Raw genomic sequence first — 19,050 nt, forward strand, 5'->3', positions numbered from 1 at the left:
AGAACAAACTAAGAACATAAGAGCACAGGAGAGCCAAATGACTGATATGATCCGTGATATCGCAGCATTCACCTCCATCGCAATGTTCGTTGCCAGCTTCTCGCTGATCTGCATGGCAATGTAGAATTCAGGGGACCGCATGGCTGCCATGCGGTCCGATTGCAGGACTTCTTCTGGACACCATCGCTGACAAAGCCGACAATGCTCCCGATTCATTCGGGCGATTGGAAGGGCATGTTATGGCGGGTATGGAGCAGGACGGTTTCATCGGCGGAACGCCGGGGTTCGTTCATCTGCGCGTCCATTCGGCCTATTCGCTTCTTGAGGGTGCGCTGCCGCTGAAGAAGATCCTCTATAAGGCATCAGGCGACAGCCAGCCGGCGATTGCCATCACCGACACCAACAACCTTTTCGTCGCCTTGGAGTTTGCACAGAAGGCGATGGACGATGGTCTGCAGCCGATCATCGGCTGTCAGGTCTCCATCGATATGGAAGACGGCCTCGAAACGGATCGGCGCGGCGGCCAACAGGTGCTTGTGAAACTGCCGTCGATCGTGCTGCTGTCGGCGACGGACGCCGGCTACGAGCGGCTCGTGGATCTTGTCAGCCGGGCTTATCTGGGCGGCGAGGGCGGCGGACAATCGGTGCATATTCGCTCGTCTTGGCTGGATGAGATCGGAACAGAAGGGCTGATTGTGCTGACAGGCGCATCGACCGGGCCGATCGACATGGCGCTCAGGGATGGCCACGGCGCCCAGGCCGAGGCGCGGTTGCTGTCATTGAAGCGGCATTTCGGCGACAGGCTCTATGTCGAGCTCCAGCGCCACGGCACCTATGACAAGCGTCATGAACAGCGGGTGATCGGGCTTGCCTACGAGCATGATCTTCCGCTGGTCGCGACCAATGAGGCTTTCTTCCCCACGCGCGACGACTACGACGCTCATGACGCGCTGATGGCGGTGGCTCACAATGCGATCGTCTCGGACGACAGCCGCTTCCGCCTGACGCCGGACCATTATCTGAAAAGCCGCGCCGAGATGGTGAAGCTGTTTGCCGATTTGCCCGAGGCTCTGGAAAACACGCTCGAGATTGCGCGTCGATGCTCCTTCGTCCTGAAGACCCGCAAACCCATCCTGCCGCGCTTTACTGGCGCGACCGCCGATCCGGAGGAGGCGGAGCGCGAGGAGGCACTTGAACTTCGCCGGCAGGCGGTCGAGGGGCTGGACAAGCGCCTTGAAACGCTGGGCATGTCGGCGGGCTACGAAGAGAAAGACTACCGGGAACGCCTTGAATTCGAGTTGAGCGTCATCGAGCGCATGAAGTTCCCCGGCTACTTCCTGATCGTTGCTGACTTCATCAAGTGGGCGAAGCAGCATGATATCCCCGTCGGTCCGGGGCGTGGTTCGGGTGCGGGATCGCTTGTCGCCTATGCTTTGACGATCACCGACGTCGATCCACTGCGCTTCTCCCTTCTCTTCGAACGTTTCCTCAATCCGGAGCGAGTTTCGATGCCGGACTTCGATATCGATTTCTGCCAGGATCGCCGCGAAGAGGTGATCCGTTACGTCCAGCAGAAGTACGGCCGCGAGCAGGTGGCCCAGATCATCACCTTCGGTTCGCTGCAGGCCCGCGCGGCGTTGCGCGACGTGGGCCGCGTGCTCGAGATGCCCTACGGGCAGGTCGACAAGATCTGCAAGCTCGTCCCGAACAATCCGGCCAATCCGACGCCACTCTCAAAGGCGATCGAGGAGGAGCCGAAGCTGCGGGAAGAGGCCTCGAAGGAGCCCGTCGTCGCGCGCCTACTCGATATCGCCCAGAAGATCGAGGGACTCTATCGCCACGCCTCGACCCATGCCGCCGGCATTGTTATCGGTGACCGCCCGCTGTCGAAGCTCGTGCCCATGTACCGCGATCCGCGGTCCGACATGCCGGTAACCCAGTTCAACATGAAATGGGTCGAGCAGGCAGGTCTGGTGAAGTTCGACTTTCTCGGCCTGAAGACGCTGACCGTTTTGAAGGTTGCGGTCGATTTCGTCGCCAAACGCGGCATCAGCGTCGACCTTGCCGCGATCCCGCTCGACGACAAGAAAACTTACGAAATGCTGTCGCGTGGCGAAACGGTCGGCGTGTTCCAGGTTGAAAGCGCCGGCATGCGCAAGGCGCTGATCGGCATGAAGCCCGACTGCATCGAGGATATCATTGCCCTGGTCGCGCTCTATCGTCCGGGGCCGATGGAGAATATTCCGACCTACAACGCGCGCAAGCACGGCGAGGAGGAGATCGAGTCGATTCATCCGACCATCGACTATCTGCTCAAGGAAACACAGGGCGTCATCGTTTATCAGGAACAGGTGATGCAGATCGCCCAGGTCCTGTCCGGCTATTCGCTCGGCGAAGCCGACCTTCTGCGCCGCGCCATGGGTAAGAAGATCAAAGCGGAGATGGATCAGCAGCGCGAGCGCTTCGTTGACGGCGCCATCAGGAATGGCGTTTCGAAGCCGCAGGCTGACAACATCTTCGAACTGCTGGCGAAGTTCGCAAACTACGGTTTCAACAAGTCGCACGCCGCCGCCTACGCCATCGTTTCCTATCAGACGGCCTACATGAAGGCGCATTATCCCGTGGAGTTCCTCGCCGCCTCCATGACGCTCGATATGTCGAACACCGAAAAGGTCAACGATTTCCGACAGGATTCCAAGCGCCTCGGCATCGAGGTCATTGCCCCATCGGTGCAGACGTCGTTCCGCCATTTCCAAACCGGCGAAGATCGCATCTACTACGCCCTGGCGGCGCTAAAGGGCGTCGGCGAGTCGGCGGTCGAGCATATTGTCTCGGTTCGCGGCGATACGCCGTTTGCCAGCCTTGAGGATTTCTGCCTGCGCATCGACCCCCGTCAGGTGAACCGTCGCGTGCTGGAAAGCCTCATTTATGCCGGCGGCTTCGATTGCTTCGGTCTCGATCGGGCGCAACTTGCGGCCGGTCTCGACCGTGTCCTTGGCTATGCGCAGCGTGCTCAGGAAAACAAGCTGAGCGGTCAGTCGGATATCTTCGGCAGCGCTCTGTCGTCCGGCCCCGAAAAGATCTCGCTGCCGCCGTTTTCGCCGTGGCTCGCCTCCGAGAGGCTGCTCAAGGAATTCCAGGTTCTAGGCTTCTACCTCACCGCCCACCCGCTCGATTCATACAACAGCGTCCTTCAGAAGATGCGTGTGCAAACTTTCTCGGACTTCTCGGCGGCGGTGAAACAGGGGGCAACGAACGCGCGTCTCGCCGGAACCGTGATTTCCAAGCAGGAGCGCAAGACCCGCACCGGCAACAAGATGGGGATCATCGTTTTCTCCGATTCATCGGGCCAGTTCGAAGCCGTGCTCTTCTCCGAAATGCTCAATCAATATCGCGACATGCTCGAATCCGGGAAATCCTTTGTGATTACCGCAACGGGCGAGGAGCGCCCGGAAGGCATCGGTCTCAGAATTCAGACGATCCAGTCTCTGGAGGAGAAGTCGCTGCAGATGCAGAAGGCACTGCGTGTCTATGTACGCGATTCAGGACCTTTGCGCGCCGTCGCAGCTCACCTCAATGCCAAGGGCGATGGGCTCGTTTCCTTTATCGTCATCAAGGAAGAAGGCAAGCGCGAGGTCGAGGTCGAACTACCGCAGAAGTACCGCATCACGCCGGAAATCGCCGCCGCCCTTCGCGCCGCACCCGGCGTCATCGACGTGGAGCTCGTGTGACGCTCAGCGCTGGGTGACCGTGATGAAGTCGGTGCCTTCGCCGGTCTCGTGTCCGAGGCCGGTGTCGGAGATCGTCATCGTCGATCCAGGCGTCAGCATGGCGTCTATCTTCCGCCGTGTCTCGTCGGGCATGTCGATCCGGCTCAAGGCATTTGAGATCGGCGTGCCGCTGATGATCGAGCTTTCAAGTTTGCTAATGCCATATCGCTTCATCGTCTGACTGGAAAGCGTGTTGGCAAGCGTGACGCCCAGCCAGTCCGCTGTACCGTTTTCGAGGTCGACATTATGTGCTGTCAGGAAATGCGTACCGAGTGCCAGGCTCGGATTGGCGATCGTGACAGGGGCCTTGAAGACAGGCTTGAATCCCTGACGGACCATGATCACGCCGTTTGGTGGCTCACCCTTGCCTGCCGCAGCGTAGACGGCGCGCAATAGCGCATCACTCATTAGTGACTTGTCGGCGCCGGAATCAAGAGGATGTTGGACCTTGAAGTCGCTGATCGCCTGAACCGAAGCCGGCCCGAGAAACCCGTCGGGATCGCCGGCGGAAAAGCCGAGTTCGTTGAGATAGGCCTGCAGATCGATGATCGCGTCGTGCTGGGTGCGGCGCGTGATCAGGATCCGGATCGGCTCGGCGTTGACGGGCGCCACGACCGACTGCACCTTGTTTGTGGGCATCGCGACTTCGTTCATCGCCACCTGGACCGGCAACTGTCGGATGGCCGGCCGAAGCGCGGCGTCAGAAAGCAGCGGCGCAGGCGCAGGCGCGTCAGGATGAAAAAGCACCGGATGCTCGATCGATCTTGGTGTCACCTCCGCATCGGTTATGATGACAGGAACACCCATGTCGGTCATCCTGTAGAGCTGTTTTGCGAATGCGCCGGGGATCCGCACGCATCCGTGCGAGGCTGGATAGTGTGGAACGGAATTCGACTCGTGGAGGGCAATGCCTGACCAGGTCAGCCGCTGCATGAACGGCATCGGCGCCGCCGAATAAAGGTTGGATTCATGATACTTCTGCTTCTCGATCACCGAAAAGATACCGCTGGGTGTCCCATGGCCCGGCTTTCCGGTCGAAACCTTCGACGTGGCGATCACCTCTGAGCCGTCATAGACGGCAAGCGACTGCTTGTCCTTCGATACGAAGATCTGCAGCGTGCGTGCATCCGCGGCGAGCACGGGGTGTACGAGTGCGGTGGCCGACAGCAAGCCGAGGCCGAATACAAGACGCGAGAACATTGTAACCAACCAATACGCAATACCTGCAGGCAAGCGTAATCGGGGAAGCTTAAGGAAAACTTGAAATAGCCGATGGCGAGGCTGTCTCACATATTAGTGATCGCGCTTGCCGCCGAACGTGTAACCGGTCTCGACCGTACCCTTGCCGAACTTGTCGCGCAGCTTGTCCATTGCCGCCTCGACAGCGGCACGGCGCCCCTGGTCCGCATCGACGAGATCGGGCGGATCGGCCCGCGCCGGATCGCAGAGATCGGTGACGCCGATGCCGATCAGACGAAACTTGGTGCCGTCTGTTTCCTTTTCCAGAAGATCGATACCGGTGCGGAAGATCCTGTCAGCAAGCTGGGTCGGGTCCTCCAGTTTCCTGTTTCGCGTTCGCGACTTGAAGTCGGCCGTCTTCATCTTCAGGACCACGGTGTGGCCGGCGATACCGCTTTTCTTCAGCCGCCAGGAGACTTTTTCGGAAAGGCTTCGCAGGATCGGCACGAGATCCGCGTGGCGGGAGATATCGTCGAAGAATGTCGTTTCGGCAGACACGCTCTTTGCCGGATCGTTTAGGTGAACCTCTCGGTCATCCATCCCGCGTGAAAGCCGGGCGAGCCGCTGCCCCATGCTGCCATAACGGCGCATCAGGTCAGTTTCCTCCATCGCCTGCAATTGGCCGATGGTGCGGATACCGTCGGCCGCAAGCGTTGCCGCGAATGCCTTGCCGACGCCCCAGATCGCCGTGACGGGCCGTGGCGCGAGAAAGGAGACGGCTTCCTCACGGCCGATTACGGAAAAGCCTCGCGGCTTCTGCAGGTCGGAGGCGACTTTCGCAAGGAATTTGCAGTAGGAGAGCCCGACAGAAACGGTGATCCCGATCTCCTGCTCCACACGACGCGCGAATTTCGCGAGCGTTCTGGCCGGGGGATCATGGTGCAGTCGCTCGGTACCGCCGAGCTCCAGGAAAGCTTCATCGATTGAAAGCGGCTGCACAAGCGGCGTCAGCTCCTGCATCATGGTGCGAACCTCGCGCCCGACCTTCACGTACTTCTCCATGTCCGGCCGAATGACGATCGCCTGTGGGCAGGCCTCCAATGCCTTGAACATAGGCATGGCCGAGTGGACGCCATGGATACGGGCGATGTAGCAGGCGGTAGAGACCACACCGCGCTTCCCCCCGCCGATGATCACCGGCTTGTCTGCAAGATCGGGATTGTCGCGCTTCTCGACTGCGGCATAGAAGGCGTCACAATCGATATGCGCCAGCGTTAGCTCGTAGAGCTCCTGGTGCCAAGCCAGACGAGGGCTGCCGCACGCCGCGCAACGACGCGTTTTCGCCTTCTGCTCGGCAAGGCAGTCGCGACAGAAGCCGGGTGTCTTGGCGAGCGCAGGTGTCATAAGCGAGAACAAAGGTTGAACGTCGCGACATTACCCTCTAAGCTTTTGAGTCTCAAGGGCGTGCTTGTGATTTTGCGGTGCCTATCCGCGGAGGCGCGGAGGCCGCCGTCTAAGCGACCGAGCTGATGTCGTTCGATGTGGCAGTCGCAAAGTGTTGGCGCAGAATCTTGCCGGTATGCTCCCAACCGGCCGCAGCCAAAATCGCTCCGATCGGCGGTGGCGCGAAGGGTTTGAAGTCCGCATTGGCCATCATCGTAACGAGCAGGCATTCCGGCACGTGATCAGCCACGGAAAGGAGATTGCGTTGGATATCGTCGACAAACGCGACAGGCACGTTTCTGCGATCGTGCAGCTTGGCGACGATCGGTCCCTTGGGCTCTTCGGACGCGATCATGTCGAAGGCGAGGTCGAACTGGTCGAGAAGTTTCCGGCGGACGCCGTGGTGCCGGGGCGGCATCGCAGTCAGAAAGACAACGTCGGCGTCGTCGGAAAGCGCATGCAGCGTTTCCACCGCTTTCTCCGCTGGCCTCTGCCAAAGATGCTGGTTCGCGAAGAACGCATCTTCGAAAACATAGACTTGCTCCTTGTCCATTTCACTGCCGTCGAGCAGCGAAACGATATTGCCGTGAAGCCGAAAGGATCGGGGAAGGAGGTCGTAGTTGTGCGACCGCAGAAATTCCGTGAAGGGCGACAGAAACTCCAGAACGACCTCGTCGATGTCGCACACCACCAGTGGTCGGTCGCCGAGGCGCACCTGGTGGGGATCGGTGACAATGTCCAAATTCAATACTCCCCTGATCCAAGCCCTGGCGGCGAAAAGTGCAGCCACGCGGCGTTGAGCGCTTCTGGCGCTATACCCGTTGCCTCGCAAAACGCCAGGGCTGTCGGCTCGTGGTTCATCAGAAAGTCCATCATCCCGGACAAGAAGCCCGGATCGTTGATTGCGTTGCGCACTTGCGAGGGTTCTACCCCTGTCAAGGCGAGGAAACGTCCGAACAAATCCGGCTCATTGGCAAGCCATGCGAGAACCGCGATGGCGGTCTGTTGCGGATCGGCGGCGAGTTGCTTGGAGTTCTTGAAGTTGCTCTGCATTTCTTGCGGGAAATTACCTATTTTTCAACCAAATACGGATAGCATGTGGCTATCGGTTTCATGGGTCCGTGCGGTCGCATGTCTTTCTTGTGCGGCTGAACGGTTTCCAGAACGGACGTAGGACAGCATGTCATGCCCAAACAGGTGATGATTGTAGAGGATAACGAGCTCAACATGAAGCTCTTTCGCGACCTCATCGAGGCGTCCGGCTACACGACGATCCAGACGCGCAACGGCATGGAGGCGTTGGATCTCGCACGCAAACATCGCCCGGATCTGATCCTCATGGACATTCAGTTGCCTGAAGTCTCTGGCCTCGAGGTCACAAAATGGTTGAAGGAAGACGATGAGCTGCACGTCATCCCGGTGATCGCGGTGACGGCTTTTGCGATGAAGGGTGATGAGGAACGGATCCGGCAAGGCGGCTGTGAAGCCTATGTGTCAAAGCCGATATCCGTTCCCAAATTTATTGAGACGATCAAGACGTACTTGGGCGATGCCTGATAGATCGGAAAGAAGCCTATGACCGCGCGAATCCTGGTCGTTGATGATATCCCGGCGAACGTGAAGCTGCTCGAAGCTCGGCTCATTGCCGAATATTTCGACGTGATGACGGCCGCGGATGGTTATCAAGCTCTGGCGATTTGCGACAGAAATCAGGTCGATCTCATTCTGCTCGACGTCATGATGCCGGGCATGGATGGATTCGAAGTTTGCGAGCGGCTGAAGTCCAGCCCCAAAACCTCGCATATTCCCGTCGTGATGGTGACGGCGCTTGACCAGCCCGCCGACCGCGTGCGCGGTCTGAAGGCCGGCGCAGACGACTTCCTGACGAAACCGGTCAACGATCTTCAATTGATAGCCCGCGTCAAGAGCCTGCTGCGTCTCAAGACGCTGAGCGACGAGCTGCGGATACGCGCGCAGACCGCGCAGACGATGGGGATCGATGAGTTGTTGCGTGTCGATGCACGGGGCGAGGAGAGCGGTCAGGTGATGCTGGTCGACGGCCGCGCCAATTCACAGGAACGCCTGATAAAGGCGCTGAAGCCGATCGCTGACGTCTTCGCGATCTCTGATGCGCAGGCGGCGATCTTTGAGGCCTCCGAGAATACCTTCGATCTGGTGATCGTCAATGCCAATCTTGAAGACTACGACCCCTTGCGCTTGTGCTCGCAACTTCGGTCGCTGGAGCGTACTCGCTTTCTGCCTATCCTTATTATCACCGAACAGGGCCACGACGAGATGGTCGTGCGGGCGCTCGATCTTGGCGTGAACGATTATATCGTAAGGCCGGTCGACCCCAATGAGCTCGTGGCGCGCAGCCTCACGCAGATGCGGCGCAAGCACTACAACGATCGCCTGCGCGCCAGCGTACAGCAGACGATCGAACTGGCTGTGACCGATCCGCTGACGGGTCTCAGCAACCGCCGCTATCTCGACAATCATATCAACACGCTCTTCAGCCGCTCGATGGCACGCGGGCGTCCGCTCTCTGTGCTCATTGCCGATATAGACCGCTTCAAGCAGATCAATGATACGTACGGCCACGATGCCGGTGATGACATCCTGAGGGAGTTTGCAAACCGCGTGCGCTCCACCGTGCGGGGCGCCGATCTTGCCTGCCGGTTTGGTGGCGAAGAATTCGTCGTCGTCATGCCCGACACCACGCCCGACGTCGCTGCAACAGTCGCCGAGCGGTTGCGAGCAGTGATCGAAACCGCACCCTTCCTGGTGAAGTCGTCCGGGCAGGAGCTCAACGTCACCGCGTCTTTCGGCATTTCGTCGCGCACGCCGTCCATCGTCACGCCCGGACATCTGATGAAGCGGGCCGATCTCGCGCTTTATGAAGCGAAGAATGCAGGACGCAATCGCGTGGTCGCTGCTGCCTGATGCTCGTTTTTTGCAGGAGAACCGCCGCGTCTCCTCCGTCGTCCACAGAAACATGACGGATATTCTGCTCCAACCTGCAATGCGAACGTTTGGAATACAGCCAAGTAGCTCTCGAGGTGATGGCTGATGCAACCCACTTGGGAGGTGGCTCTCAAAGCACAGGACGCCGCTAGATCAGCAAAAAATATGACGCTAAATTGCCTCTTCTGGTAGCTTTCCTCTATCTGGATGATTGTCGAGCTTAAGCAGAAGCAGGATAGCAATAATACTATTGGGCTATATTTTGTATTCCTTTGTCGCCGCGACAGCTATTCTGGCCGTGAAAGACGATTGGATATACACGACAGCGTTCCAAAGCTGGACTTTTAACCATAAAATCAACCTCGGAATTCTAACCATTAAGAATTTGTTGATTTTCTTTCGTTTTCGCGCAAATTATCGGCTCATAAGAGAAGCACGCTGCCTTCAGGTGGCGCAAAGATACCCCATGATGCTCAGGTCCGCCGCATCTCCTGGGTCGTGGGGTCGGTCGGCTGGTATGCAACACTAGCGGTTCCTCGTGCCGCGTTGCTTGCCGGTCGACCCCCTTTCATGAAAACGCCGTCCTGTCCGTAGAACCGGGCAGGGCGGCGTTTCTGTTTGTGGTTCCTGCACAAACCGGACGGATTTCCGGAACACAAAAAAGCGCGCAGCCGGGTGGCGCGCGCCTTTGGAAGAACCTAACAGATCAAGCGATTACTTGATCTTGGTTTCCTTGAACTCGACATGCTTCTTAGCAACCGGGTCATACTTTGTCTTCGTCATCTTGTCCGTCATCGTGCGGCTGTTCTTCGTCGTGACGTAGAAGAAACCGGTGTCGGCTGTCGACAGCAGCTTGATCTTGATTGTTGTAGCCTTGGCCATGGTCGTCCTGCCTTTAATAAAATGAAAGCCGTGGAAGTCCGGATAGGCTCCACGGCAAATTCTGGCGCGAAACTACGAATCTAGCCCGAAAAGTCAAGCCCGCTTTCGAATGAAAAGCAGTCTTATGGACGAAAGCAGGGCATAAAGGCCGAAGAAGCCGGCTATTGCCCAGGCAAAGCCGTTGTTTCCGGCGACGTCGATGGCCGCGCCGATGACCTGCGGGCCAGCCACTGTGCCGACGGCATAACAGAAGACGAATGCCGCGTTGGCGGCTGCAAGATCGGATCCGGTCAACCGCGAGCCGAGGTGGCTGAGGCCGACCGTGTACAGCCCGGCGACGCAGCCGCCCCAGAAGAGCAGCACGGTGGCCATCATGATCCAGCTGTGCACAAGCAACGGCAGCATCAGCGAGCCGATCAAGCCCATGAATGCCATTGCCGCAAGCAGGGGTCGCTTGTCCCTCATGCGATCGGAGAGCAACCCGACGGGGATCTGAAAGATCATGTTGCCGACGCCCATGACCGTCAGGAGGAGCGCCGCCTGCGTTTCGGTGAAAGACGCGCGTACCGCGTAGATCGGAAAAAGTGCCAGCCCGCCCGCCTCGACGGCTCCGAAGATGAAGACTGCCGCCGTTGCGCTCGGGACAAGAAAGACGTAGCGCATGAAATGCAGCTCCGGCTTTTCCTCAAGGACTGGGCTCTCATAACGGGCGATGTAGATCGGGATCGCGGCGACGAGGATCGCGGAGGCGCCGACCGCAAAGGGAAATAATCCATCGCTGCCGAGTATCGAAAAGAGAAGCGGTCCGGCCGCAAAGCCCAGAGACAGCACCGTCGCATAGATTCCGAGCACGAATCCGCGCTTCGAGGGAGGCGAGGTGGCGTTGATCCAGAACTCCGAGAGGATAAAAAGTGTCGTCGTTGCGCCATGGAAGGCGAAACGTAGCGGAAACCACATCCAGAAGTCTTGGGCATAGTAGAAACTGATTGCGCTCAGCGCCGAAATCACCACCGCCCAGATCATCGTCTGCGCGACACCGTAGCGGTGCGCCAGCTTCGTCGTGATTGGTGCGGCAACCATCGCAGCAATCCCTGCCATCGCCGTATTCAGGCCGATGAGCGTGGATGGGATACCGCGCTTTTCGAGAATGATGCTGAGAAGGGGAAGCCCAAGGCCGATCGCTATGCCGACCGCTGAAATGGACGAGACGGCTGCCACCAGTGAGGGCCAATGGATTTCCTCGACATCGCCTGGTGTGCCGTTTCGCGGCTGAGACATATACCCATCCCTTAGAGACTTGCTGCGGAAAATCGCGCGCCACCACGCCCTTGGAGTGGCACTGGCGTGCCAAATCCAAGTGACGGGTGTCCTTTACAAGATGAAAGGCGCCGGCGGCAATAACCTGAATGATTTTGGACAGGTACAGACAACAAAGCCTACCATGGACCGCATCGGAGTTCTTGCTTCGGCGCGCTGACCGCAGCGTATTGGAGCGTAGCCCACTACACGCGAAATGTGTCGTGATGGTGAAAGCCTGAGGACTGCCTAGCGGCGGCGGCCCGGGATCTCGTACTCGTCGTCGCTGCTACGTCCGCTGAAGCCATGCATTTTCATCGCCCATTGTAGTCCGATGACGCCACCCTTGATCGGTTGGATGACCAGCAGTGTGGCGAGCAGGGTGATCGGCGTCCATATCGTGAAGGTAAGCCAAAGCGGCATCGGCCAGACCATATCGGTCATCATGTAGCCGCCGATGATGACGTGGCCGACAACCACGATCGTCAGGTAAGGTGGAAGGTCGTCCGAGCGGTGGTGATGCATCGCTTCGCCACAGGCCGCGCAATTGTCCACGGGCTTCAGGAAGCTCTTGAAGAGCTTGCCGCTGCCGCATGCAGGGCAGCGGCAGAGAAGGCCGCGCTTGATCGATTGCCAGAGCGGGCGCTTCACCTCCTCAAGATCGTCGAAACGGATGGCCTGGTCGCTTGAGGTGGTGGTCATGGTCGCGCTTCCTTTTCTGGCGTCCCTACACGCCTATCGCCGCCCTCGCGGCGGCCTGGTTCCGGCCTTCTTGCGCGCCGCATTTGCGTCACGCCGGCCGGACTTGTGGAAAGAACGCACAGCGGTCGGCATCTTACGCCCCTCGCTGATCATCTCGAAACGAAGCGCACCAGCGAGCGGGATGGCTTCCGCAAGTTTCACCGTAACGCTGTCCCCCAGGCGATAACCGAGACCGGTCTTCTCGCCAGACAACGCCTGATGCGCTTCATCATAGATGAAGTAGTCCGTTCCAAGAGTAGATATAGGAACGAAGCCGTCCGCTCCATACTCCGGAAGGGCGACAAATAGTCCCGATTTCGTCACACCTCCTACGCGTCCTTCGAATTCCTCCCCGACGCGCCCGGCAAGATGATGCGCGATTAGCCGATCCACGGTCTCGCGCTCGGCCGCCATGGCGCGGCGCTCGAAGGTGGAGATCTCGGCGGCGATATCGTCGAGTGCAGCCTCCTCGTCAGGCGTGATGCCGCCTTCACCGAAGCCAAGCGAACCGACCAGCGCGCGATGCACGATGAGGTCGGCGTAGCGGCGGATTGGGGAAGTGAAGTGCGCGTACTTCATCAGGTTCAGCCCGAAGTGGCCGATATTCTCCGGGCTGTAGACGGCCTGGCTCTGTGAGCGCAGCACCATCTCGTTGACCATCGTCTGATGCGGTGTGTCGGCGGCCTTTGCGAGAATGCCGTTGAAATTGTTGGCACGCATATTGCCGCCCTTCGGCAGGGTAATGCTGAGCGTCGCCAGGAATTCACGCAGCACTTCCTGCTTGGCGAGCGTCGGGCCGTCATGGATGCGATAGATCAGCGTTTGTCGCTTCTTCTCCAGCGTCTCGGCGGCCGAGACGTTCGCCTGGATCATCATCTCTTCGATGAGCTTGTGCGCATCGAGCCGCGGCGGCACGACGACGCGATCCACCGTGCCGTCGGGCCTCAGCAGGATCTTGCGTTCCGGCATATCGAGTTCGAGTGGCTGACGACGCTCACGCCCGCGGGTCATCACCTTGTAGGCGTGCCACAGGGGCTTCAGAATCTGCTCGACCATGGGGCCGGTCTTGTCGTCGGGCCTGCCGTCGATCGCTGCCTGTGCCTGCTGGTAGGAAAGCTTGGCGGCGCTCTTCATCATGACGCGGTGGAAGGTATGGCCGATCTTGCGGCCTTCTTTTGAGAACACCATTCGGACGGCGAGAGCAGGACGATCCTGCCCTTCTCTTAACGAGCAGAGGTCGTTCGAAATCCGTTCCGGCAGCATTGGTACGACGCGGTCCGGGAAATAGACAGAGTTGCCGCGCTTCAGCGCCTCGCGGTCAAGCGCTAAATTCGGACGCACATAGTAGGATACGTCGGCAATGGCTACGGTGACGATGACGCCGTCGGCGTTGTCGGGCGACTGATCCGCTTCGGCATACACCGCATCGTCATGGTCCTTGGCATCTGCGGGATCAATGGTAATCAACGGGAGGTTGCGCCAATCCTCTCGGTGCGACATGGTGGCCTGCTTCGCGTCGTCAGCTTCGGCAACGACTGCGGGCGGGAATATATAGGGAATGCCGTGAGCATGGATGGCGATCATCGAAATCGCCTTTTCCGAGGCGACCGAACCGACGATCGACAGCACCTTGGCCCGTGGCAGTCCGAAGCGACCCAGGCGCGCAACCTCGACTTCAACCAGGTCGCCGTCCTTGGCTTCGCCCTTGTAGTCAGGATCGATCAGCATTTCCTCGCCGCGCCGTTCGATCGGCAGCAGGCGTCCACCGCCACCCGGCGCGTCCTTGAATACGCCGAGAAGGGCGCCGCGGCGCTTGTCGAGGATCTTGATGATGCGCGCCGTATAAGCCGGCCCGCCGCGGTCCGTGGCCGGAAAGATCTTTGCGAGAATGCGATCGCCCATGCCGGCGACAGATGCCTTGCCCTTGCCGTTGCGTCCCGCTGGAGACGAAGATTGCCGGATGGCGACCGCTGGCGCCACGCCCATTTCGTCAGGCCATTCCGCCGGCCTGCCGATCAACTCGCCATCCTTGTCGCGGGTCGTGATGTCAAGCACCGTGACTGGCGGTAGCGCGCCCGGGCGGATCAGAGACTTGCGCGTCTTCTGCAGCATGCCTTCCTGTTCCAGTTCCCGCAGCAACTGCTTCAGCTCAACACGATTTTCACCCTTGAGCCCAAACGCCTTGGCAAGTTCGCGCTTGGACGCCTTTTGCGGATGATCGGCAATAAACCGCAAGACTACCTCGCGAGAGGGCAAAGCGCCGTGAGCGATATTCAGCGGCGCGATGGCCGGCTCGCTGCGGGCCCGGCCAACCTTGCCCGGGCGCTTGCCCATGCCCTTGGTATTCTCGCGTGGTGTTCTGCTCACTCTTTGCTCTTCTTCGCTTTAGCAGGCGTCTTGGCCTTCGCAGCCTTTGGTTTGGCGGCGGTCTTCGGTGTTTTTGATGCAGCCGTTGCGGCCTTGGCCTTCGGTTTGGCCTTGCCCTTGGCCGCTGTTCCTTTGCCGGCCTTTGCCGCAATCAGCACGAGCGCTTCTTCGGCTGTCAGTGCCTGCGGATCCGTACCCTTGGGCAGCGTCGCATTCACCTTGCCCCAATTGACGTACGGGCCGTACTTCCCGTCGCGCACGGTGATCGCACCGCCGTCGGGGTGGTCGCCGAGTTCCTTGAGCGCGGCCGCAGCGGGCCGCCCCCCTGGTGCCTTGCTTGCCTTGTCGGCGATTACGGTCACGGCGCGGTTGAGCCCGATCGAGAACACGTCCTCGACTGTTTCCAGATTGGCATAGGAACCATCATGAAGCAGGAAGGGTCCATAACGCCCGATGCCCGACGAGATCATCTTGCCGCTTTCGGGATGCTTTCCGATGTCGCGCGGCAACAAAATGAGGGCCATCGCCTTTTCATAGTCGATATCCTCCGGCTTCCAGCCCTTCGGCAACGAAGCGCGCTTGGCTTCCTTGCCGTCGCCGCGCTGAATGTACGGACCAAATCGGCCGGAACGCAGGGTCAGTTCTTCGCCCGTCACGGGATCTGTACCGAGGTTTTTCGGTTCGTTCAGAGCGCCGCCATCGGCCTCCGCACCGCCTTCGGACGAAAGCTGGCGGGTGAAATTGCACTCTGGGTAGTTCGAGCAGCCGACAAAGGCGCCGTATTTGCCGAGCTTCAGTGAGAGGTTGCCGGTTCCGCAGACCTGACAAATGCGCGGATCACTGCCGTCTTCGCGCTTCGGGAAGACGAGCGGCGCCAACGATTCATTCAGCGAGTCCAGAACGTTAGTGACGCGCAGTTCCTTGGTGTCTTCGATTTGGGAGAAGAAATCCTTCCAGAAATCGCGAAGCACCTGCTTCCAGTTCAGTTCGCCGGCCGAAATCCGATCGAGCTTCTCTTCGAGATCTGCGGTGAAATCGTACTCCACGTACTTGGTGAAGAAGCTCTCGAGGAACGCTGTCACAAGGCGGCCCTTGGCCTGCGGGATCAGCTTGCGCTTGTCGATGGTCACATATTCGCGGTCGCGCAGCGTTGCCAGCGTCGCCGCATAAGTGGAAGGGCGGCCGATGCCGAGTTCTTCCATCTTCTTGATCAGCGTGGCTTCCGAATAGCGCGGCGGCGGTTCGGTGAAATGCTGCGTCGAGTTGATCGTCTGCTTGGCGAGGTTTTCGCGAGCGTTGATCTCCGGCAGGCGGCCATCGTCGTCGCCGTCGTCGCTCTGCTCGCCATCTTCCTTCTGATCGGTATAGGCGGCGATGAAGCCGTCGAAGCGGATAACCGAACCGACAGCGCGCAGACCGGCCGTCTGGCCATTGTTGTCGGCGGTAATCTCGGCTGTCGTGCGCTCGATTTCGGCAGATGCCATCTGGCTCGCGATGCCGCGCTTCCAGATCAGGTCGTAGAGCTTTATCTGATCGGCATCGAGGAACTGGCGCACCCGGTCGGGTGTACGGTTGAAGTCCGTCGGACGAATCGCTTCGTGCGCTTCCTGAGCGTTCTTTGCTTTGGTGGAATAAAATCGCGCCTTCTCAGGCATGTAGCGTTGGCCGAATTGATCGACAATGGCACTGCGTGCCGCATCGATCGCCTCAGGCGCCATCTGCACGCCGTCCGTACGCATATAGGTGATGAGGCCGACCGTCTCGCCGCCGATGTCGAACCCCTCATAGAGTTTCTGGGCGACCTGCATGGTGCGCGAAGCCGAAAAACCCAGCTTGGAGGAGGCGGCCTGCTGCAGCGTGGAGGTTGTGAAAGGTGGTCCTGGGTTGCGCTTGACCGGCTTTGCCTCGACCGTATCGACGATATAGGATGCGCCTTCGAGCAGCGCCTTGAGCGCGCCGGCTTCGTCGCCGTTTCCAATTGACCGGGCCTGCAACCGCTTGCCTCCGGCCGCAACCAGCTTCGCCTCGAAGTCGTCGCCGCGCGGCGTCTTCAAGAGTGCCGAAATGTTCCAGTATTCTTCAGAGATGAAGCGTTCGATTTCCGATTCACGGTCGCAGACGAGGCGCAGAGCCACCGACTGAACGCGACCGGCCGAACGCGCGCCGGGCAGCTTGCGCCAAAGCACCGGCGACAGATTGAAGCCGACGAGGTAGTCGAGTGCGCGCCGCGCCAGATAGGCATCGACAAGTGGCACGTCGATATCGCGCGGATCGGCCATCGCATCGAGCACAGCCTTTTTGGTGATCGCATTGAAGACCACGCGTTTGACCGTCTTGCCGTTTAGAACGCGCTTCTTGTTCAGCATATCAAGGACGTGCCAGGAAATCGCTTCGCCCTCGCGATCCGGGTCGGTCGCGAGGAACAGGCCGTCGGAAGACTTCACCGCATCCGCGATGTCCTTCATGCGCTTGGCCGAGGCACTATCGACCTCCCAGAGCATTTCGAAATCCTGGTCGGGAAGCACCGAGCCGTCCTTGGCTGGCAAATCGCGCACATGGCCGAACGAAGCGAGCACCTTGTATCCGGGACCCAGATACTTGTTGATCGTCTTGGCCTTGGCAGGCGATTCCACCACTACAACATTCATGATGATTCTCTAAAAAAAGGAAGCCGGCCGGCCTATAAGCAGACAGAGACCCTGCCGTGTCACGGTTGCCGGTTCTCCGACATGGACAGGTAAATCGCTTCGGTCAAGTGGTTTGGACGCATTTTTACCTATTACAACGCGATGCAACCAAAGAGAGATAATTGCTGTATTGCAATTTTTGATTATGCAGTATCGTTTTTGAGGTATAGTTCATGCTGCTCCGCGCAGCCCGTTTCGTTAGAGTCACAGCCTATTTCATGGCGGCTAAGTTCGCAAAGAAAGGTACCGGATGATCCGGCTCCCGCGAGAACATCGCCTTCGTCAAGCAGATGCTCGCCGAGTTGCACGCATGTGTTGTCTTATGCTTCTATGCAACACGAGCCCACCCGTATGGCGGTGCAGAATATCCAGTCCTAGAGCTGTTTGGTCCCGGCATTTGATGGGTCGGATCGAGTGTGAATCTTTCGGGCTCTTTTGTCCAACATTTGCAGATGAATGCGGACGGGTTTGTCGCCGTCAACATCGACAAGCTTGGAAATGCCATGACGTTGCAAACAACGATGCAGAGACGATCGCGTCAGATGCGGAATGGTCGGCTGCAGCGCGTAAAGGCAATCGTCGAGTGGCAGCAGCGTATAACGCCGGAAGGCAACGATCACCGCCTCCTCCTCGATCGACAAAACCGTCGATCGAGGCAGCAACTGCACGACTACTTTCGCCGTTCAGAACGGCCGCTACAACACGCTCACGAAGATCATTGGATAACGGTGCGGTCATGTGATGCTGGCCTCCATCCAGCCAGCATCAGTGAATCAGAACAATGTCGATTCGGGAATCTGACCCGATTCAAAAAAATGCGGAAACGCTCTTAGCAGCACCAGGTAGACGGCGGCGGGCGTCAGACCGGTGGGTCGGACGATATCGTCGATCTCGACCGGCGTCGGGCCAAGAGCATCCGCGATGGGTGCGCGATCTGTTTCGTCAGGAGGCAGCAGCGAGAGGTCGCGAAAGGTCGCGGGACCCACGTTGTCGGAGCGAATGAGGCGCTGCCACGCGATGCGTTGCCGTTCCGTCAGCGCAATCCCTTTTGGGCCTTGCGCAGTGTGCGATCATCCTATCCCTTCGCCCCGATCTTGCTTTCCGTCCCGTTGATGAGACGGGAAATGTTAGCCTTATGCTTCCAGTAGGAGATCGCCGTCATGACGGCCATGACCGCTGCAGCCTTCTCGGCGCCCAGTATCCACAATGCAACCGGAGTGACAAGCATTGCGACCAGCGCGGATAGCGACGAGTAGCGCGTCGTGAATGCGATCGCCAGCCAGACGAGCGCAAAGCCGAGCACCATGACCGGAGCTACGCCAAGCAGCGTACCGATATAGGTGGCGACCCCCTTGCCACCCTTAAATCCGATCCAGACCGGAAAGAGGTGCCCGATGAAGGCAAAGAAGCCGGCAAGCAGCGCTGCCTCGTCACCAAGGAAATAGCCAACCATCCAGGCGGCTGCCGTCGCCTTCAGTGCATCAAAGAGAAGCGTCGCGGCGGCAAGCTTCTTGTTGCCTGTTCTGAGTACATTGGTAGCACCAATATTGCCCGACCCGATGCTGCGGACGTCGCCCAACCCGGCCGCCCTCGTCAGGACAAGCCCAAACGGGATGGAGCCGAGCAGGTAGCCAATCGCAGCTGCCATCAAGGCGATCGGCAGAGTGATCTGCCAAGTCATGAGATCAGAAATCATATCCCCTCCGGGCTTCGTCCAGTCT

The 19,050-nt window shown here is 59.1% G+C and carries 14 protein-coding genes and 2 pseudogenes; 3 read left to right on the plus strand and 13 right to left on the minus strand.

Features of this window, described 5'->3' with window-relative positions; translation table 11 throughout:
• Positions 1-239: 239 nt before the first annotated feature.
• Entirely contained in the window at positions 240-3,731 is a 3,492-nt protein-coding gene (gene dnaE / locus AC1D2R_RS26360) for a DNA polymerase III subunit alpha (protein WP_477971985.1), read from the plus strand.
• A gap of 3 nt (positions 3,732-3,734) precedes the next feature.
• Here the strand turns inward: dnaE and AC1D2R_RS26365 are convergent, their stop codons facing one another.
• The 4 genes from AC1D2R_RS26365 to AC1D2R_RS26380 form a co-directional block, all read right to left on the minus strand.
• Positions 3,735-4,970 carry a L,D-transpeptidase family protein gene (locus AC1D2R_RS26365; RefSeq protein WP_477971987.1) on the minus strand — a complete coding sequence of 412 codons (1,236 nt, stop codon included), beginning with the start codon at positions 4,968-4,970 and terminating at the stop codon, positions 3,735-3,737.
• A 93-nt stretch (positions 4,971-5,063) separates the two neighbouring features.
• Positions 5,064-6,353 (minus strand): DNA polymerase IV, encoded by a 1,290-nt coding sequence (locus tag AC1D2R_RS26370; RefSeq protein ID WP_477971988.1) that lies wholly within the window; start codon positions 6,351-6,353, stop codon positions 5,064-5,066.
• A gap of 109 nt (positions 6,354-6,462) precedes the next feature.
• Positions 6,463-7,134, minus strand: coding sequence for a hypothetical protein (locus AC1D2R_RS26375; protein ID WP_477971990.1), 672 nt, complete (start codon positions 7,132-7,134; stop codon positions 6,463-6,465).
• Positions 7,135-7,136: 2 nt separating this feature from the next.
• Positions 7,137-7,445: a DUF3572 domain-containing protein gene (locus AC1D2R_RS26380; RefSeq protein ID WP_477971992.1), complete on the minus strand. Its 309-nt coding sequence runs from the start codon at positions 7,443-7,445 to the stop codon at positions 7,137-7,139.
• Positions 7,446-7,577: 132 nt separating this feature from the next.
• On the opposite strand from AC1D2R_RS26380, the gene AC1D2R_RS26385 reads away from it, so the two are divergent.
• Both AC1D2R_RS26385 and AC1D2R_RS26390 read left to right on the plus strand, forming a co-directional pair.
• Complete coding sequence (locus AC1D2R_RS26385; protein ID WP_003547430.1) at positions 7,578-7,949, plus strand: response regulator; 372 nt, start codon at positions 7,578-7,580, stop codon at positions 7,947-7,949.
• A gap of 18 nt (positions 7,950-7,967) precedes the next feature.
• Positions 7,968-9,335, plus strand: a complete 1,368-nt coding sequence (locus AC1D2R_RS26390; RefSeq protein WP_477971994.1) for a PleD family two-component system response regulator — start codon at positions 7,968-7,970, stop codon at positions 9,333-9,335.
• A gap of 735 nt (positions 9,336-10,070) precedes the next feature.
• Here the strand turns inward: AC1D2R_RS26390 and rpmG are convergent.
• The 9 genes and pseudogenes from rpmG to plsY form a co-directional block, all read right to left on the minus strand.
• Positions 10,071-10,238 (minus strand): 50S ribosomal protein L33, encoded by a 168-nt coding sequence (gene rpmG, locus AC1D2R_RS26395; RefSeq protein WP_003547442.1) that lies wholly within the window; start codon positions 10,236-10,238, stop codon positions 10,071-10,073.
• A gap of 93 nt (positions 10,239-10,331) precedes the next feature.
• The gene (locus AC1D2R_RS26400; RefSeq protein WP_477971996.1) at positions 10,332-11,516 is read right to left on the minus strand and encodes an MFS transporter; all 1,185 of its coding nucleotides are present in this window, start codon (positions 11,514-11,516) and stop codon (positions 10,332-10,334) included.
• A 267-nt stretch (positions 11,517-11,783) separates the two neighbouring features.
• Positions 11,784-12,236, minus strand: coding sequence for a DUF983 domain-containing protein (locus AC1D2R_RS26405; protein ID WP_477971998.1), 453 nt, complete (start codon positions 12,234-12,236; stop codon positions 11,784-11,786).
• 33 nt (positions 12,237-12,269) lie between these two features.
• The gene (rnr, locus tag AC1D2R_RS26410; RefSeq protein ID WP_477972000.1) at positions 12,270-14,642 is read right to left on the minus strand and encodes a ribonuclease R; all 2,373 of its coding nucleotides are present in this window, start codon (positions 14,640-14,642) and stop codon (positions 12,270-12,272) included.
• Positions 14,639-17,290 carry a type I DNA topoisomerase gene (gene topA, locus AC1D2R_RS26415; RefSeq protein WP_477972002.1) on the minus strand — a complete coding sequence of 884 codons (2,652 nt, stop codon included), beginning with the start codon at positions 17,288-17,290 and terminating at the stop codon, positions 14,639-14,641. The genes rnr and topA overlap by 4 nt, the downstream gene beginning before the upstream one ends.
• A 503-nt stretch (positions 17,291-17,793) precedes the next feature.
• Positions 17,794-17,985: pseudogene (locus tag AC1D2R_RS26420) on the minus strand (IS481 family transposase); the annotation flags it as partial.
• 117 nt (positions 17,986-18,102) lie between these two features.
• Entirely contained in the window at positions 18,103-18,315 is a 213-nt protein-coding gene (locus AC1D2R_RS26425; RefSeq protein WP_477972004.1) for a DprA-like winged helix domain-containing protein, read from the minus strand.
• Positions 18,289-18,372 (minus strand): annotated as a pseudogene (locus tag AC1D2R_RS26430) (hypothetical protein); the annotation flags it as partial. The pseudogene AC1D2R_RS26430 and the gene AC1D2R_RS26425, both read right to left, overlap by 27 nt.
• Before the next feature lie 32 nt (positions 18,373-18,404).
• Entirely contained in the window at positions 18,405-19,025 is a 621-nt protein-coding gene (gene plsY / locus AC1D2R_RS26435; RefSeq protein WP_477972006.1) for a glycerol-3-phosphate 1-O-acyltransferase PlsY, read from the minus strand.
• Positions 19,026-19,050 lie beyond the last annotated feature (25 nt).

The organism is Rhizobium sp. P1_C7, assembly GCF_056406295.1.

Bases quoted from the DNA above. Each gene is read 5' to 3' on its own strand.
- dnaE (WP_477971985.1), top strand. From the start codon at position 240: ATGGCGGGTATGGAGCAGGACGGTTTCATCGGCGGAACGCCGGGGTTC.
- AC1D2R_RS26365 (WP_477971987.1), bottom strand. From the start codon at position 4,970: ATGTTCTCGCGTCTTGTATTCGGCCTCGGCTTGCTGTCGGCCACCGCA.
- AC1D2R_RS26370 (WP_477971988.1), bottom strand. From the start codon at position 6,353: ATGACACCTGCGCTCGCCAAGACACCCGGCTTCTGTCGCGACTGCCTT.
- AC1D2R_RS26380 (WP_477971992.1), bottom strand. From the start codon at position 7,445: ATGCAGAGCAACTTCAAGAACTCCAAGCAACTCGCCGCCGATCCGCAA.
- AC1D2R_RS26385 (WP_003547430.1), top strand. From the start codon at position 7,578: ATGCCCAAACAGGTGATGATTGTAGAGGATAACGAGCTCAACATGAAG.
- AC1D2R_RS26390 (WP_477971994.1), top strand. From the start codon at position 7,968: ATGACCGCGCGAATCCTGGTCGTTGATGATATCCCGGCGAACGTGAAG.
- rpmG (WP_003547442.1), bottom strand. From the start codon at position 10,238: ATGGCCAAGGCTACAACAATCAAGATCAAGCTGCTGTCGACAGCCGAC.
- AC1D2R_RS26400 (WP_477971996.1), bottom strand. From the start codon at position 11,516: ATGTCTCAGCCGCGAAACGGCACACCAGGCGATGTCGAGGAAATCCAT.
- AC1D2R_RS26405 (WP_477971998.1), bottom strand. From the start codon at position 12,236: ATGACCACCACCTCAAGCGACCAGGCCATCCGTTTCGACGATCTTGAG.
- topA (WP_477972002.1), bottom strand. From the start codon at position 17,290: ATGAATGTTGTAGTGGTGGAATCGCCTGCCAAGGCCAAGACGATCAAC.
- plsY (WP_477972006.1), bottom strand. From the start codon at position 19,025: ATGATTTCTGATCTCATGACTTGGCAGATCACTCTGCCGATCGCCTTG.